The sequence below is a fragment of the Caballeronia sp. A2-2 genome, assembly GCF_057612605.2.
In genome coordinates this window covers 32,358-49,051 of record NZ_CM172587.1, presented here as the reverse complement: position 1 = coordinate 49,051, position 16,694 = coordinate 32,358, and the positions used below count along the sequence as shown (strand labels likewise).

Annotated in this window: 12 protein-coding genes and 1 riboswitch; of the genes, 9 read left to right on the top strand and 3 right to left on the bottom strand. The window is 61.0% G+C overall.

Annotated features, from left to right (window positions below; all coding sequences use genetic code 11):
• The first annotated feature begins 14 nt into the window (after positions 1-14).
• Genes ugpA through ugpQ form a run of 4 tightly spaced genes read left to right on the top strand, consistent with a single transcriptional unit; the run spans position 15 to position 3,603 of the window.
• Positions 15-899 (top strand): sn-glycerol-3-phosphate ABC transporter permease UgpA, encoded by an 885-nt coding sequence (gene ugpA, locus ACZCWR_RS00265; protein ID WP_487301796.1) that lies wholly within the window; start codon positions 15-17, stop codon positions 897-899.
• On the top strand, positions 896-1,741 hold the full coding sequence (ugpE, locus tag ACZCWR_RS00260; RefSeq protein WP_487301795.1) for a sn-glycerol-3-phosphate ABC transporter permease UgpE: 846 nt from the start codon (positions 896-898) through the stop codon (positions 1,739-1,741). Before ugpA ends, ugpE begins: the two co-directional genes overlap by 4 nt.
• Positions 1,742-1,755: 14 nt before the next feature.
• Positions 1,756-2,841: a sn-glycerol-3-phosphate import ATP-binding protein UgpC gene (locus tag ACZCWR_RS00255; protein WP_487301794.1), complete on the top strand. Its 1,086-nt coding sequence runs from the start codon at positions 1,756-1,758 to the stop codon at positions 2,839-2,841.
• Between the two features lie 6 nt (positions 2,842-2,847).
• On the top strand, positions 2,848-3,603 hold the full coding sequence (ugpQ, locus tag ACZCWR_RS00250) for a glycerophosphodiester phosphodiesterase (protein ID WP_487301793.1): 756 nt from the start codon (positions 2,848-2,850) through the stop codon (positions 3,601-3,603).
• Between the two features lie 2 nt (positions 3,604-3,605).
• On the opposite strand, the gene ACZCWR_RS00245 is transcribed toward ugpQ, so the two are convergent.
• Together ACZCWR_RS00245 and ACZCWR_RS00240 are read right to left on the bottom strand one after the other, a co-directional pair.
• Entirely contained in the window at positions 3,606-3,983 is a 378-nt protein-coding gene (locus ACZCWR_RS00245; protein ID WP_487301792.1) for an ElaB/YgaM/YqjD family protein, read from the bottom strand.
• Positions 3,984-4,283: 300 nt separating this feature from the next.
• A complete protein-coding gene (locus ACZCWR_RS00240; protein ID WP_487303196.1) occupies positions 4,284-5,009 on the bottom strand; it encodes an OmpW/AlkL family protein in 726 nt (241 codons plus the stop codon).
• A 204-nt stretch (positions 5,010-5,213) separates the two neighbouring features.
• Between ACZCWR_RS00240 and ACZCWR_RS00235 the strand changes: the two genes are divergently transcribed.
• The 4 genes from ACZCWR_RS00235 to ACZCWR_RS00220 all read left to right on the top strand — a co-directional run bounded on the left by ACZCWR_RS00235 (position 5,214) and on the right by ACZCWR_RS00220 (position 13,121).
• Positions 5,214-5,921: a transposase gene (locus ACZCWR_RS00235; RefSeq protein ID WP_487301791.1), complete on the top strand. Its 708-nt coding sequence runs from the start codon at positions 5,214-5,216 to the stop codon at positions 5,919-5,921.
• Between the two features lie 316 nt (positions 5,922-6,237).
• Entirely contained in the window at positions 6,238-10,941 is a 4,704-nt protein-coding gene (locus ACZCWR_RS00230) for a glutamate synthase-related protein (RefSeq protein ID WP_487301790.1), read from the top strand.
• 87 nt (positions 10,942-11,028) lie between these two features.
• Positions 11,029-12,495, top strand: a complete 1,467-nt coding sequence (locus ACZCWR_RS00225) for a glutamate synthase subunit beta (RefSeq protein WP_487301789.1) — start codon at positions 11,029-11,031, stop codon at positions 12,493-12,495.
• Between the two features lie 215 nt (positions 12,496-12,710).
• A complete protein-coding gene (locus ACZCWR_RS00220; protein ID WP_487301788.1) occupies positions 12,711-13,121 on the top strand; it encodes a PAAR domain-containing protein in 411 nt (136 codons plus the stop codon).
• Positions 13,122-13,222: 101 nt separating this feature from the next.
• On the opposite strand, the gene ACZCWR_RS00215 is transcribed toward ACZCWR_RS00220, so the two are convergent.
• Positions 13,223-14,965: an ABC transporter ATP-binding protein/permease gene (locus tag ACZCWR_RS00215; RefSeq protein ID WP_487301787.1), complete on the bottom strand. Its 1,743-nt coding sequence runs from the start codon at positions 14,963-14,965 to the stop codon at positions 13,223-13,225.
• 269 nt (positions 14,966-15,234) lie between these two features.
• Positions 15,235-15,351: riboswitch (TPP riboswitch) on the top strand.
• 195 nt (positions 15,352-15,546) lie between these two features.
• Between ACZCWR_RS00215 and ACZCWR_RS00210 the strand changes: the two genes are divergently transcribed.
• Positions 15,547-16,689 (top strand): FAD-dependent oxidoreductase, encoded by a 1,143-nt coding sequence (locus ACZCWR_RS00210; protein WP_487301786.1) that lies wholly within the window; start codon positions 15,547-15,549, stop codon positions 16,687-16,689.
• The last annotated feature ends 5 nt before the right edge of the window (positions 16,690-16,694 follow it).

Sequence of the window (16,694 nt, the reverse complement as noted above, 5' to 3'; positions counted from 1 at the left end):
CGGAACACAAGCGCATGGAAAAGCGGTCTCGTTTCGATACGAGCGTCTTGCCGTATTTGCTCGTCGCGCCGCAACTCGCGATCACGGCGCTGTTCTTTCTCTGGCCGGCGGGCGAGGCGCTCTGGCAGGCCACGCAGAGTCAGGACGCGTTCGGCACGTCGAGCGAATTCGTCGGCTTGCAGAACTTCAGGCAGTTGTTCGCCGATCCGCTGTATCTGTCGTCGTTCAACACGACGATGATCTTCTGCGCGCTCGTCACCGTGTCGGGACTCGTGATCTCGCTGTTGCTCGCGGCGTGCGCGGATCGCGTGACGCGCGGCGCGAAGGCGTATCAGACGTTGTTGATCTGGCCGTACGCCGTCGCGCCCGCGATTGCCGCCGTGTTGTGGTCGTTTCTGTTCAACCCGAGCATCGGGCTGGTGACGTATGCGCTGGCGAAGCAGGGCATCGTGTGGAATCACGCGCTGAACGGCACGCAGGCGATGTTCCTCGTCGTGCTCGCGTCCGTGTGGAAGCAGGTCAGCTACAACTTCCTGTTTTTCTACGCAGGCTTGCAGGCGATTCCGCAATCGCTGATCGAAGCGGCGGCCATCGATGGCGCGGGTCCGGTGCGGCGATTCTTCGGCATCGCGTTGCCGCTGCTTTCGCCGACGAGCTTCTTCCTGCTCGTCGTGAATCTCGTGTATGCGTTCTTCGATACTTTCCCCGTGATCGATGCCGCGACCGGCGGCGGTCCCGCGCAATCCACCAAGACGCTCATCTACAAGATTTTCGCGGAAGGGTTTCAGGGTTTGGATATCGGCAGTTCGGGCGCGCAATCGGTGGTGCTAATGGCGATCGTCGTCGTGCTGACGGTGGTGCAATTCCGCTTCGTCGAACGCAGAGTTCAATACACATGATCGAGAACCGGCGCGGCTTCGATATCTTCTGTCATGCGGTGCTGATGCTCGGCGTCGTCATGATCGTGTTTCCGGTGTATGTCGCGTTTTGCGCGGCGACCATGAACTCGAACGAAGTGTTCAGCGTGCCGATCTCGCTCGTCCCGAGCACGCATCTGTTCGAGAACGTCGCGCATATCTGGACGCATGGCAGCGGCAACGCGGCGGCGCCGTTCGGGCGCATGCTCATCAATAGTCTCGTGATGGCGCTGGTCATTTCCGTCGGCAAGATCGCGGTGTCGATCATTTCAGCGTATGCCATCGTGTTCTTTCGCTTTCCGTTGAAGAACCTCGCGTTCTGGCTCATCTTCATCACGCTCATGCTGCCGGTGGAAGTGCGTATCTTCCCGACCGTGCAAGTCGTTTCGTCGATGCATCTCTCGAACACGTATGCGGGGCTCACGTTGCCGCTGATCGCATCGGCGACGGCCACGTTTTTGTTCCGCCAGTTCTTCATGACGCTGCCGGACGAACTCATGGAAGCGGCGCGCATCGATGGCGCGGGTCCGTTGCGGTTTTTCTGGGACGTGGTGCTGCCGCTGTCGAAGACGAATATCGCGGCGCTGTTCGTCATCACGTTCATCTACGGCTGGAATCAATATCTCTGGCCGATTCTGATTACTAACGAAGTGTCGTTGCAGACAGCGGTGGTCGGCATAAAAAGCATGATCGCGTCGGGCGACACCGCGACCGAATGGCATTACGTGATGACCGCGACGCTGCTCGCCATGCTGCCGCCGCTCGCCGTCGTGCTGAGCATGCAGCGCTGGTTCGTGCGCGGTCTCGTGGATGCGGAAAAATAACGGAGAAGGCTAACGTGGCCGCATTGAATCTCAAGGGCGTGAGGAAGAGTTACGACGGCAAGAACTTCGTGCTGCACGGCATCGATGTGGATGTCGCGGACGGTGAATTCGTCGTGATGGTCGGGCCGTCGGGCTGCGGCAAGTCCACCTTGCTGCGCATGGTCGCGGGTCTCGAAAGCGTGACGGATGGGAGCATCGAGATCGGCGGGAAGGTCGTGAACAAGCTGGAGCCGAAGGATCGCGATATCGCGATGGTGTTTCAGAACTACGCGCTCTATCCGCACATGAGCGTGGCTCAGAACATGGCGTATGCGCTGAAGATCGCGGGCACGGACAAGGCTTCGATCGATGCGCGCGTCGCCAATGCCGCGCGTATTCTCGAACTCGAACCGCTGCTGGCGCGCAGGCCGCGCGAGCTGTCGGGCGGACAACGGCAACGCGTCGCGATGGGCCGCGCGATCGTGCGCGAACCGGCCGTGTTTCTGTTCGACGAACCGTTGTCGAATCTCGACGCCAAGCTGCGCGTGCAAATGCGGCTCGAAATTCAACGTCTGCACGCGCGGCTCGCGACCACGAGTTTGTACGTCACGCACGATCAGATCGAAGCGATGACGCTCGCGCAACGCGTCATCGTGATGAACAAGGGGCATGCCGAGCAGATCGGCGCGCCGACCGAAGTGTATGAGCGTCCGGCGACGGTGTTCGTGGCGAGCTTCATCGGCTCGCCCGCGATGAATCTGCTGGAAGGGCGCGTGTCAGACGATGGTTCGACGTTCGCCGTCGCGGGCGATGGGCCGACGCTCGACATCGCGGGCGCGCACGGCCTGACAAGCGCGATGCACGGGCGCGAGTGGATCATGGGCGTTCGGCCTGAGCATATGTCGCCGGGCATCGCGGGCGCGGCGCGCGCTGCGCTCGAAGTGGATTCGGCGGAATTGCTCGGCGCGGACAATCTCGCGCACGGCCGTTGGGGCAAGCACGATGTCGCGGCGCGTTTGCCGCATGAGCATCGGCCCGTGCGCGGTGAACGGCTCGATGTATCGGTGCCCGCGCGTCATTTGCATTTCTTCGATGCGGCCTCCGGGCGGCGCGTCAACTGAAGGAGCATGAACGTGAATAGCTGGCCTTATCCGGCTGTGGTCGCGCATCGCGGCGGCGGCAAGCTCGCGCCCGAGAACACGCTGGAAGCCATCGAAGTCGGCGCGCGGCTCGGCATCAAAATGATCGAGTTCGATGCCAAGTTATCCGTGGACGATGTGGTTTTTCTGCTTCACGATGACGACGTGGATCGCACGTCCAACGGTCACGGCGCGGCGCAATCGATCACGTACGCACAGTTGCGAACACTCGATGCGGGCGCGTGGTACGGCGCGGAATTCACAGGCGCGCGCATGCCGACGCTTGCGCAGGTTCACGAGCGCTGCGTGGCGCTTGGGCTAATGGCGAACATCGAGATCAAGCCGTGTCCGGGACGTGAGCGTGAAACAGGGATGCTTGTCGCGCGCGAGGCATCGCGCTTGTGGGCGAACGCGCAGATTGCGCCGCTGCTGTCTTCGTTCTCGTATGAAGCGCTGGAAGCCGCACGCGATGCCGCGCCGAAATTGCCTCTCGGCATGCTATACGAAGAAGTGCCTGCCGACTGGCTAGAACAAGCCTCCGCGTTATCGTGCGTTTCTTTGCACGCCGATCATCGCGCGCTCGATGAACAGCTCGTCGGCGAGATCAAACATGCAGGACTGCGGATGCTCGCCTACACCGTGAACGACCCCGAACGCGCGCGACTGCTGGCGCGTTGGGGCGTCGATGCGATCTGTACGGACCGCATCGACCTTATCGGGGCGAACTTTCTAACCGGTTTGTGATTTCAGCGAGCGCGCGCGAGCAGCACGCCAGCGACGAGGGCAAGACCGCCCACCAATGCGATGGTTTGCCACGGCTTGTCGTGGAGATAGGCATCGGCGTCGTCGAAGACTGCGCCTGCGCGTTGGCGGAAGGCGGCGTGCGTGTCGTTCAGACGCGCGCGTGCGCTGTCGAGCCGGTCGCTGATTTGCGCGCGCAAAGCGGCGGCGTCAGCGGATGTGCCGGTGGAGAGCGTGTCCTCCAGCTCGCTCAACAGCGTGCGCAGTTCGGAACCGATATCTTCGGCGGCATCACGGCCATGTCGCGCCATGCGGCGCGCGCGACGCGTGGTGCTGTTCCATGAATCTCCGATGGCGTCTCGCGTGTTAGGCAATGCGTTCATAGATCGCTCCGTCGATGGATGAGTCGTGGATGGGCCTCGCTTCTTTTCAGCGAGGAAAACCCATGATGCAGCAATTTCGATGCCGACGTTCCAATTCTGTCCCGCACCCGCGCAACTCCGCCTAGGGCAGAAATTCAGAACTTACTCATGCGTAGAATGTGCAACTAATCACGTTCGCTCAAGTCACATTTACAAGCTGTGTGGAAAGAAAAACGCCGTCATGCTCATGTAATGACGGCGCTTTTTATTTGCCTTGCGGCAAGCTATTGAGGTGTATTGAATGCATTAAAGCAATGCATTTCAGAACCGATAGCCTACACGCAAGTAAGTCACGATTGGATTGAGCGTGATCTTCGCTTTGGATTGAACGTTAAGCGTGCCGACTGGCGTTTGCGCGGCTGTGTTGAGCGTCGCCGTGGCCTTTAACGGAATGAATGAAACAGAGAAACCGGCAAACCAGTGCTGATTGAAATTGTAGACCGCGCCTGCATTGAATACGGGCGCCCACGAACTATCCGTATCGACATCGGTCGGACCATGCAGCACCGAGCTTTCGAATCCCGTGTTGGTGATCTTCGCATCGCTGAACCAAACGCGCGTCACGCCAATACCGACGAACGGCCTGATCTTGGCATCGGCGGAATTAAAGAAGTATTTGAACAGCAGCGTTGGACTCCATTGTTTCGCGCTGCCGAGCTTGCCGTATTGAGAGAGCGTGCCTTTCCCTTCGAGGTCGAACGAGGGCGGAACGCCCATTTCAAATTCCGCCGCAATGTGGTCCGTGGCGAAGTAACCGAACGTGAATCCCGCCGTGTCCGAACTGGAAATACCGGCGCCCGTGCCTGGAACGCTGATATTCACAGGAGATCCGCCTACACTTGTTTCCTTGAGCGGACCACTGCTGTCGAGCGGGGCGAAGTGAAACCAGCCTGCTGTTGCATAGATGGACCCGGCGGATTGTGCATGTGCCGCTGTGGACACTAAGCCAAACGCCGCGATCCCCGTCATGACTTGTTTTATTTTCAATTTGTGCTCCTCCTGAAAAGCTCGCCCATTATGAACACAACATTTCACATAAACCATAGCGGTGCCGTAGAGCATTTTCCCTAGGTCACAGACGACTTTAGGGCCTCATTGCACGGCACTTGCATGTGTATTCATTCAAGCGGCCAAGATGGCTCCGACAGGCCCCCACGGGGTAACACAAACGCGACCAACGGAAAATCCAGAATGGCACGGCTTGCACGACTCTACGTTCCCGAACAGCCGCAGCATGTCATCCTGCGTGGTCTCGACCAGCAACCCGCTTTCGTCGACGACCAGGACTACGAGCTTTTCATCGACTGCTTGAGGACAGCTTCACGTGATCATCATCTTTCCATTCACGCTTATGCGTTGATGCCACAGGCGGTTCATCTGCTCGTCACGCCCAAGGATGAATCGAGTCTCCCCAAAGCCATGCAGGCGGTGGGACGTCGTTACGTAGCGCACTTCAACCGGCGTTACATGCGTCGGGGCACGCTGTGGGAAGGGCGTTACCGCGCCACGGTGATCGAAGGCGAGAAATACTTCCTGCTCGGCACGCGCGTGGTGGAGATGGCGCCGGTGCGCGCTCAACTCGCCGCCGCGCCGCAGGACTACAAGTGGTCGAGTTATCGGCATCACATCGGGCTGACGCTCGATTCGCTGATCACGGACCATCCGCTTTACTGGTCGCTGGGCAATACGCCGTTCGAGCGTCAGCATGCATACCGCGAGTTGTGCGAACAACCGTTGGACGAGCGCGAGGCCAACCGGCTGCTTCAGGCCACGCTCAAGGGCTGGGTGCTCGGCAGCGATGCCTATCGCGAGTGGGCATCGCAGGCGGCGAATCGGCGCGTGTCGCCGCTGCCGCGCGGACGGCCCCGCAAGGTGCGGGAAACGCCGCAGACGCATTAGCAACGGTCAGGAAGCGCAAGCAACAAAAAAACGGCGATTCGCTCGGAAGAATCGCCGTTTTTTCTTGCCTGATTTGGATGTGGCACCAATATTTTGGGGCATGCGTGCACCATATCGATAATTGGTGCCGCATCATCAAGTTTTATTTGCCATGTTTTTGATTCGTCGCGTATATTTCGGATTCCGGCGATTTTTGCAGCGCAGCGTGAGCGCGTGCAACAACCGCTTCAGCGGCGCGTAAGTCGAAAGAACGCCGCGGGCACAAGAAAATGGTTCAACGGCCGAATCGGCCCCTCACAGTAGAGACGGTGTCCCCATGAACGATCATCAGCAACCGGCAGTCGGTTCGCTTCCCGCCGCGCAGGGCATGTATGACCCTGCCAACGAGCATGACGCCTGCGGCGTCGGCTTCGTCGCCCATATCAAAGGGAAAAAGAGCCACGAGATCATTCAGCAGGGTCTCAAGATCCTTGAGAACCTGGACCATCGCGGCGCGGTCGGCGCCGATCCGCTCATGGGCGACGGCGCGGGCATCCTCATTCAGGTGCCGGACGGCTTCTATCGCGAGGAAATGGCGAAGCAAGGCGTGACCTTGCCGCCGGCCGGCGAGTACGGCGTCGGCATGATCTTCCTGCCGAAGGAACATGCGTCGCGGCTGGCGTGCGAACAGGAACTGGAGCGCACGGTCAAGGCGGAAGGTCAGGTCGTGCTCGGCTGGCGCGATGTCCCCGTCGACGGAAACATGCCTATTTCGCCGACCGTGAAGGCGAGCGAACCGCTCATCCGCATGATCTTTATCGGGCGCGGCAAGGATATCGTCGTGACGGATGCGCTGGAGCGCAAGTTGTACATCATCCGCAAGACGGCGAGCCACCGCATTCAGGCGCTCAAGCTCAAGCACGGCAAGGAATACTTCGTGCCGTCGATGTCCTCGCGCACGGTCGTCTACAAAGGCTTGCTGCTGGCCGGTCAGGTCGGCGTGTACTACCGCGACTTGCAGGACGACCGTACGGTTTCGGCGCTCGCGCTCGTGCATCAGCGCTTTTCGACCAACACGTTCCCGGCGTGGGAACTCGCGCACCCGTATCGCATGATTGCGCACAACGGTGAAATCAACACCGTGAAGGGCAACGTCAACTGGCTGAACGCGCGTACCGGCGCGATCGCTTCGTACGTGCTCGGCGACGACCTGCCCAAGCTCTGGCCGCTGATCTATCCCGGCCAGTCGGATACGGCTTCATTCGACAACTGCCTCGAACTGCTGGTGATGGCCGGTTACCCGCTCGTCCACGCAATGATGATGATGATCCCCGAAGCCTGGGAACAGCACACGCTGATGGACGACAACCGCCGCGCGTTCTACGAATACCACGCCGCGATGATGGAACCGTGGGACGGCCCCGCCGCCATCGCGTTCACGGACGGCCGTCAGATCGGCGCGACGCTCGACCGTAACGGCCTGCGTCCGGCGCGCTATCTCGTCACCGACGACGACCTCGTGATCCTCGCATCGGAATCCGGCGTGCTGCCCATTCCGGAATCGAAGATCGTCAAGAAGTGGCGTCTTCAGCCGGGCAAGATGTTCCTGATCGACATGGAGCAGGGCCGCATCATCGAGGATAAGGAACTCAAGGACAACCTCGCGAACGCGAAGCCGTACAAGAGCTGGATCGATGCCGTGCGCATCAAGCTCGACGAAATCGAGCCGAAGGCCGAGGACGTGGACACGCAACGCCGCGAAGCCGCCGCGCTGCTGGACCGTCAGCAGGCGTTCGGCTATACGCAGGAGGACGTCAAGTTCCTGATGGCGCCGATGGCGCAAGCGGGCGAAGAAGCCATCGGTTCGATGGGCAACGATTCGCCGCTGGCAGTCATGTCCAACAAGAACAAGACGCTCTACAACTACTTCAAGCAGTTGTTCGCTCAGGTGACGAACCCGCCGATCGACCCGATCCGCGAAAACATGGTGATGTCGCTCAACTCGTTCATCGGCCCGAAGCCGAACCTGCTCGACACGACCAACATCAATCCGACGATGCGCCTCGAAGTGTCGCAGCCGGTGCTCGACTTCAAGGACATCGCGAAGATTCGCACCATCGACAAGTACACGGGCGGCAAATTCAGTTCGTACGAGCTGAGCATTTGCTATCCGGTGGCGTGGGGCAAGGAAGGCGTGGAGGCGCGCATCGCGTCGCTGTGCGCGGAAGCCGTGGATGCCGTGCGTTCGGGCTACAACATTTTGATCGTGTCCGACCGCAAGATGGACCGCGACAACCTCGCCATTCCGGCGCTGCTCGCCACGTCGGCCATTCACTCGCATCTCGTGCAGCACGGTCTGCGCACGAGCACGGGTCTGGTCGTGGAAACGGGTTCGGCGCGCGAGACGCATCACTTCGCGCTGCTCGCGGGTTATGGCGCGGAAGCGGTGCATCCGTATCTCGCGCTGGAAACGCTCGCCACCATGGCCGAAGGGCTGAAGGGCGATCTGTCGGCCGACAAGGTGATCTACAACTTCACGAAGGCGGTCGGCAAGGGCTTGCTGAAGGTCATGTCGAAGATGGGCATTTCGACGTACATGTCCTACACGGGCGCGCAGATTTTCGAGGCGGTCGGGCTGTCGTCGGAACTCGTCGAGAAGTACTTCAAGGGCACGGCGTCGAAGGTCGGCGGCATCGGCATCTTCGAGGTGGCCGAGGAAGCCATTCGTCTGCATCGCGATGCATTCGGCGACAACCCGGTGCTCGCCAGCATGCTCGACGCGGGCGGCGAATATGCGTATCGCGTGCGCGGCGAAGAACACATGTGGACGCCGGATGCCATCGCCAAGCTGCAACACTCGGCGCGCAGCAACTCGTATCAGACGTACAAGGAATACGCGCACATCATCAACGATCAGACGCGCCGTCACATGACGTTCCGTGGTCTGTTCGAATTCAAGGTCGATCCGTCGAAGGCGATTCCGCTGGAAGAAGTGGAGACGGCTAAGGACATCGTCAAGCGCTTCGCGACCGGCGCGATGTCGCTCGGCTCGATCAGCACGGAAGCGCATGCCACGCTCGCGGTCGCGATGAACCGCATCGGCGGCAAGTCGAACACGGGCGAAGGCGGCGAGGACGAACATCGCTATCGCAACGAACTGCGCGGCATTCCGATCAAGAACGGCGACACGCTGCAATCGGTCATCGGCAAGGAAGTGGTCACCGACATTCCGTTGAAGGAAGGCGATTCGCTGCGCTCGAAGATCAAGCAGGTGGCGTCGGGACGTTTCGGCGTGACGGCGGAATATCTGGCGTCGGCGGATCAGATTCAGATCAAGATGGCGCAGGGCGCGAAGCCCGGCGAAGGCGGTCAGTTGCCGGGGCACAAGGTGTCCGAGTACATCGGCAAGCTGCGTTATTCGGTGCCGGGCGTCGGGCTGATTTCGCCGCCGCCGCATCACGATATTTATTCGATCGAAGACCTGGCGCAGCTTATTCACGATCTGAAGAACGCGAATTCGGCGGCGAGCATTTCGGTGAAGCTCGTGTCGGAAGTCGGCGTGGGCACGGTCGCGGCGGGCGTGGCAAAGGCGAAGGCGGATCATGTGGTGATCGCGGGGCATGACGGCGGCACGGGCGCGTCGCCGTTGTCGTCGCTCAAGCATGCGGGCACGCCGTGGGAACTGGGTCTGGCGGAGACGCAACAGACGCTGGTGCTCAACCGTCTGCGCGGACGTATCCGCGTGCAGGCCGATGGCCAGATGAAGACCGGCCGCGATGTCGTGATCGGCGCGCTGCTCGGCGCGGACGAGTTCGGTTTTGCGACTGCGCCGCTGGTCGTCGAAGGCTGCATCATGATGCGCAAGTGCCATCTGAACACGTGCCCGGTCGGCGTCGCGACCCAAGATCCGGTGCTGCGCGCGAAGTTCACGGGCCAGCCGGAGCATGTCGTCAACTTCTTCTTCTTTATCGCGGAAGAAGTGCGCGAGATCATGGCGCAGCTTGGCATCCGCAAGTTCGATGACCTCATCGGCCATTCGGAACTGCTCGACATGAAGCGCGGCATCGAACATTGGAAGGCGAAGGGGCTCGATTTCGCGCGCGTGTTCTACAAGGTGCCGGTGGAGAGCGACGTCGCGCGCAAGCACGTGGATGTGCAGGATCACGGTCTGGACAAGGCGCTCGATCACGTGCTGATCGAGAAGTCGAAGGCGGCGATCGAGAAGGGCGAGCACGTGTCGTTCATTCAGCCGGTGCGCAACGTGAACCGCACGGTCGGCGCCATGTTGTCCGGTCTGATCGCGAAGAAACACGGTCACGATGGTCTGCCGGATGACTCCATCCACATTCAGTTGAAGGGCACGGCGGGGCAGAGCTTCGGCGCGTTCCTCGCGAAGGGCGTGACGCTCGATCTGGTCGGCGACGGCAACGACTACGTGGGCAAGGGTCTGTCGGGCGGACGCATCATCATTCGGCCGACGAACGATTTCCGTGGCAAGTCGGAAGAGAACATCATCTGCGGCAATACGGTGATGTACGGCGCGATCGAAGGCGAATCGTACTTCCGTGGCGTGGCGGGCGAGCGCTTCTGCGTGCGTAACTCGGGCGCGACGGCGGTCGTGGAGGGCACGGGCGATCACGGTTGCGAATACATGACGGGCGGCACGGTGATCGTGCTCGGCGAGACGGGCCGCAACTTCGCGGCGGGCATGTCGGGCGGCATCGCGTTCTTGTACGACCCGGACGGCACCTTCGCCGGCAAGTGCAACAAGTCGATGGTCGCGCTCGATCCGGTGCTGCAACAGGCCGAACAGGAACGCACGGTGGATCGCGCGCTGTGGCACGCCGGCAAGACCGACGAAGCGCTGCTCAAGGGCTTGATCGAGCGTCACTTCCAGTTCACTGGTTCGCCCCGCGCGAAGGCGCTGCTCGAAAACTGGGATGCGGCGCGTCGTCAGTTCGTCAAGGTGTTCCCGACCGAGTACAAGCGCGCGCTGGGCGAGCTTGGCGCGAAGAAGTCGAAGGATGCCATCGCGGCCTGATCGTGGTTTAAAGGCTCTTGACCAACTAGAAAGGTTCTCCGGTGCGTGTGCATCGGAGAGCGATCCTCACCATATACAGAGAAAGAAATGGGAAAGGCAACCGGTTTTCTCGAATTCGAACGCCAGCATGAGGCGTACGAAGCGCCGCTGACCCGCGTCAAGCATTACAAGGAATTCGTCGCCGCGCTGACGGATGCAGACGCGAAGGTGCAAGGCGCGCGCTGCATGGATTGCGGCATTCCGTTCTGCAACAACGGCTGCCCGGTCAACAACATCATTCCGGATTTCAACGATCTCGTGTTCCAGCAGAATTGGAAAGACGCGATCACCGTGCTGCATTCGACCAACAACTTCCCGGAGTTCACGGGCCGCATTTGCCCGGCGCCGTGCGAGGCTGCGTGCACGCTCGGCATCAATGACGATCCGGTGGGCATCAAGTCGATCGAGCACGCGATCATCGATAAGGCGTGGGCGGAAGGTTGGGTCGCGCCGCAGCCGCCTAAGCACAAGACGGGCAAGAAGGTGGCCGTGGTCGGTTCCGGTCCGGCGGGGCTGGCCGTCGCGCAGCAATTGGGGCGCGCGGGGCACGATGTCGTCGTGTTCGAGAAGAACGATCGGATCGGCGGTTTGCTGCGTTATGGCATTCCCGACTTCAAGCTGGAGAAGTGGCTGATCGACCGCCGCATGCGCCAGATGGAAGCGGAAGGCGTGTCGTTCCGCACGAACGTTTTTGTCGGTAAGGACGCGATGCCGGCGTATATCGGCAACACGGCGAAGGAAACCATCACGCCGGACGAACTGAAGGAACAGTTCGATGCCGTGGTGATCGCGGGCGGTTCGGAAACGCCGCGCGATCTGCCGGTGCCGGGGCGCGAGATGGAAGGCATCTACTACGCGATGGAATTCCTGCCGCAGCAGAACAAGGTCAACGCGGGCGACAAGGTCACGGATCAACTGCTGGCGAAGGGCAAGCATGTCGTCGTGATCGGTGGCGGCGATACGGGTTCGGATTGCGTCGGCACGTCGAACCGTCATGGCGCGAAGGATGTGACGCAGTTCGAACTGCTCTCGCAGCCGCCCGAGACCGAGAACAAGCCGCTCGTCTGGCCGTATTGGCCGATCAAGCTGCGCACGTCTTCATCGCATGAAGAAGGGTGCGAGCGTGACTGGTCGGTGGCGACGAAGCGCTTCGAAGGCAAGAACGGCAAGGTCGAGAAGCTGATCGCGGTGCGCGTCGAATGGAAGAGCGGCAAGATGCAGGAAGTGCCGAATTCCGAGTTCGAAATGAAGGCCGATCTCGTGCTGCTGGCGATGGGCTTCACGCAGCCGGTGTCGCCGGTGCTGGATGCATTCGGCGTCGAGAAGGATGCGCGCGGCAATGTGCGTGCATCGACCGAGGGTGAGAAGGCGTATTACACGTCGGTGGACAAGGTGTTCACGGCGGGCGATATGCGGCGTGGGCAATCGCTGGTGGTTTGGGCGATTCGCGAAGGCCGTCAGTGCGCGCGGTCGGTAGATGCGTATTTGATGGGAAGCAGCGAACTGCCGCGATAACTTGATACGTTGCACGGAAAAAAGGCGGATGGCCGTGAGGTCGTCCGCCTTTTTTTGCGCGCTCGCTCGCTTGTGCATCCGATGATCGATGCCATTCACTCGAATTTAGTTCGATTTGCTAATATCTTTTCGACTCGATCTTTTTCGATTCACAGGTCCATCCTTCTTCCATGATTTGGCGTAGCCAATGGAAGACTTGTAAAGCTGGAGAAATCGTGCATCGCAGTGTAATTCTGGTAGGCGACGTAACAGATCATGGTGGTGTCGTGCTGACCGGCGGCAACGCGCGCTATGACGGCAAGCTCATCGCTCGCGTGGGCGACACGGTGTCGTGCCCCACGCACGGCGATAACAAAATCGTGGGTGGCGGAGGCGCTGCCTCGGTGGGCGGTCAACCGATCGCGACCGAGGGCATGGCGACGGCATGCGGTAGCCATCTGATTGCAAGCCAGACCATGTTCAACACCGATGACTCGCCGCGAAGCAAAGACGGAAGTTACCAGCCAAGGTGGGACAAGACGTCGCCCTTGCAGCGTCCCGACAGCGGACCCGGAGCGGGTTTCCCCGATCCTTACACCGGACCTCAAGGCGTTTCGCCGAACCCGCCTGACAACATTCCGTCATGAGATAGCCTCTTCGGATCCCAAAGAAAAACCGCACCGGCGATGGCTCGCGGGTGCGGTTTGTCAAACGAACGGGCCACGAGGCCACGAGGCCACGAAGGGAATCAAGCCTCCGCCATCGCCCTTTCGATCTCGATCTTGTAATCGTGGAACATCGCGACCGATTCGCGATGCGCCACGCTCAAGATCGCCGCTTTCGGCAAGCGTTCGACCAGCGTGTTGTAGATATGCAGTTCGTTGTCCGCATCGAGTGCGCTGGTGGCTTCGTCGAGGAACACGAAGTCCGGTTCGTGCAGCAGCACGCGCGCAGCAGCCAGACGTTGCTGCTCGCCCGGCGACAGGCTGCGCGCCCAATGCAGGCTCTCATCCAGCCTATCCATATAGTCCGCCAGATTGCACGCCTTCAATACTTCGCGCGAACGATCGTCGCTGAACGTGCCGCCCGCCGATGGATACGCCAACGCCGCGCGCAAGGTGCCAATCGGCAGATAACTCACCTGCGGGATGAACATGAGCTTGGCATCGACGGGTGCGTCGATGGTGCCATCGCCGAACGGCCACAAACCGGCGAGCGCGCGCATCAACGTGCTCTTGCCGGAACCGGACGGACCGACGACCAGCCAGCGCGAACCCGGTTCGATCGAGACATCCGACACACGCGAAAGCGGCGTGCCGTTCGGAAGCGCGAGCATGAGACCGCGCGTGGTCAACGTCTTCGTGCTCGTGTAGTGCAGATTAATGCCGCCATGCTCGGTCGCCGGCGACGTTTCCTCGCGAATATGCGTCGAGCGCATCACACGCTTGAATTCGCGCAGACGATTGACCGTGGCGCGCCATTCGACCAACGTCGAGTAACTATTGATGAACCACGAAAACGAATCGCTCACCGTGCCGAACGCCGATGAAATCTGCATCAGCACGCCGAAGGAAAACGCGCCCGCGAAGTAGCGGGGCGCTGCCACCATGATCGGGAAGATGATCGCGATCTGTCCATAGAACGACAGCACGAAGGTCATGCGCTTCGTGTACCGCATGATGAGCCACCAGTTGTCGCGAATGCGCTGGAAGATGGACTTCGCGTTCGCCGTCTCCGTCCCAATGCCGTCATAGAACGCGATTTGTTCGGCGTTCTCACGCACGCGAATCAGCCCGAAGCGGAAATCCGCCTCCACTTTCTGTTGCTGATAATTGATCGACACCAGCGGATGCCCGACCTTCTGAATGATGAGCGAGCCGAGAATGGCATACAGCGCCGCAGCCCACACCATGTAGCCCGGAATGGTGATCGGCGTGCCGCCAAGCGAGAACGTCAGCGCGCCCGCGATGGTCCAGAGAATCGTGATGAAGGTGACGAGCGTGACGAGCGTCGAAAGCAGATCGAGCGACAAGGAAAGCGTGGTCGTCGCGAAGGATTGCAGGTCGTCGGAAATACGCTGGTCGGGGTTATCCGCCAGCCGGTCCCGCTCGATTCGATAGAACGCGCGGTCGCCGAACCATTGTTCGAGATACTTGTTGGTGAGCCATTGCCGCCAGCGGAACGAAAGCATTTGCCGCAGATATCGCCCGTACACGGCCAGCAGAATGTACGCGAACGCCAAGCCCGTGAAGATCAGCAGCAGATGCGGGAAATCCTTGACGTTCTTGTTCTGCAGCGCGTTATAGAAGTCCGCGTTCCAGCTATTGAGCCGCACGTTGATCCACACCACGGTCATGTTGATCGCGATGATCGCCACCAACAAGCCCCACGCGACGCCGCGTTCTTCCGAGACCCAATACGGTTTGATGAGACTCCACGCGGATACTTCGTCTGCCTTTTGCTGCGTGTTGTCGGTTTGAGTGTTGGCCATGACCTTCCTGCTGACGCGCCGATTGCGCGGAGGGTTTTTACATCGCGATGCGAACCGTGCGCGCGGCCACCAGAGGCGCGCGACGGTTCGCATCGCGGATTGTTCCGGGGTTCCCTTAACTGCCGCTTAATCCGGCGCGATCAGCCGTGGAACCTGTTCGGGGCATTGTGCCAGAGTGCCGCGCGGCGCGAAAAAGGACGCTTGTTCATGCGCGTGGCGGCGGACAATCCCGGTTTGCAGCGGCTTCGGCTTTCATGTTCTAATGATCTTCGACGAAACAGGGGTGCTTCGCGCGCATTCGAGAAACATCGGGCGCGTGAGGCTGAGAGAGACCCTTTGCACCCGATCCGGGTAATACCGGCGAGGGAAGTTTCCGGAGAACGCGCGGTACTCGCGCCATTCCTTCAGTCTCTTCCAGTTCCATCGTTCCTTTCCGTCCAGCGTCTGCTTGTCGCCGGGCCGGTCTCTCCGCTGATTTCGTCCTTGTCGTGCGCCTTTGTGCGGAATGACCGGGATCGCGTGTCTTGCTTTCCCTTTTCTCCGCCGGATGCGCCCATTGGCTGGCAGGAGACAAACGCATCGTGAACAGCATCAACAAGACCGCCGCGAACAGGACGGACTTCGCCGTGATCGGCGGAGGACTCGTCGGGCGGCTGGTCGCGTGGCAATTGGCAGGCGCGGGCCACGAAGTCTCGCTCTATGAAAGCGGCGATGCAGCCGGCACGCAATCGGCCGCCTGGGTCGCCGCCGCCATGCTCGCGCCACTCGCCGAGGCGGCCAGCGCGGAACCGCTCGTGGTCGCGCTGGGCGCGGCGTCGCTGGCGCGCTGGCCGGAATTGCTCGCGCAATTGCCGGAGCCGGTTTTCTTTCAGCGCAATGGCACGCTTGTTGTGTGGCACGGCGCGGATCGCGCGGAAGCGCCGTTGTTCGAGCGGCGTCTGCGCGCGAATGCGCCTGCTTCCTTGCTCGATGGTGGCTTCATCAAACTTGCAGGCGCGCAGGTTTCGCAGGCCGAACCGGCGCTCGGCACGCGCTTCGCACAAGGATGGTTGCTGCCGCACGAAGGACAACTCGACAACCGTCAGGCGCTCAAAGCGCTCGCGGCCGGTCTGGCGGCGCGCGGCGTGCGCACGCACTGGAACACGCCCGTTCACGACATGCCGGATGCGCGCTGGATCGTCGATTGTCGCGGTCTGGGCGGCAAGCCTGCGTGGTCCGCGCTGCGCGGGATTCGCGGCGAAGTGGCGCGCGTGCATGCGCCGGGCATCCATCTGACGCGGCCTGTGCGGCTTTTGCATCCGCGCTATCCGCTTTATATCGCGCCTAAGCAGGACGACCATTATGTGATCGGCGCAACCGAAGTCGAGGGCGAGGATATGTCGCCGGTGAGCGTGCGTTCGGCGCTCGAATTGCTGAGCGCGGCGTTTGCCGTGCATCCGGGATTCGGCGAGGCGCGCATCCTCGAACTCAATTCGCAGTGCCGTCCGACTTTGCCCGATCATCGTCCGGCGATCGTCTGGGACGGGGCGCGCACCTTGCGCGTGAATGGGCTGTATCGACACGGCTTCATGATCGCGCCGGAAGTCGCCGATGCCGCCTGCGCGCTGGCCGATGCGCTCGCCTCAGGCACCGTCGCCGATCACGACACGTTCTCCGAATTCCGCACCGCCGCGCGCTGGTCCGAACTGCTTCACGGCGAGTTCGCGAGCGCGGCTGCGCACTAGCATCG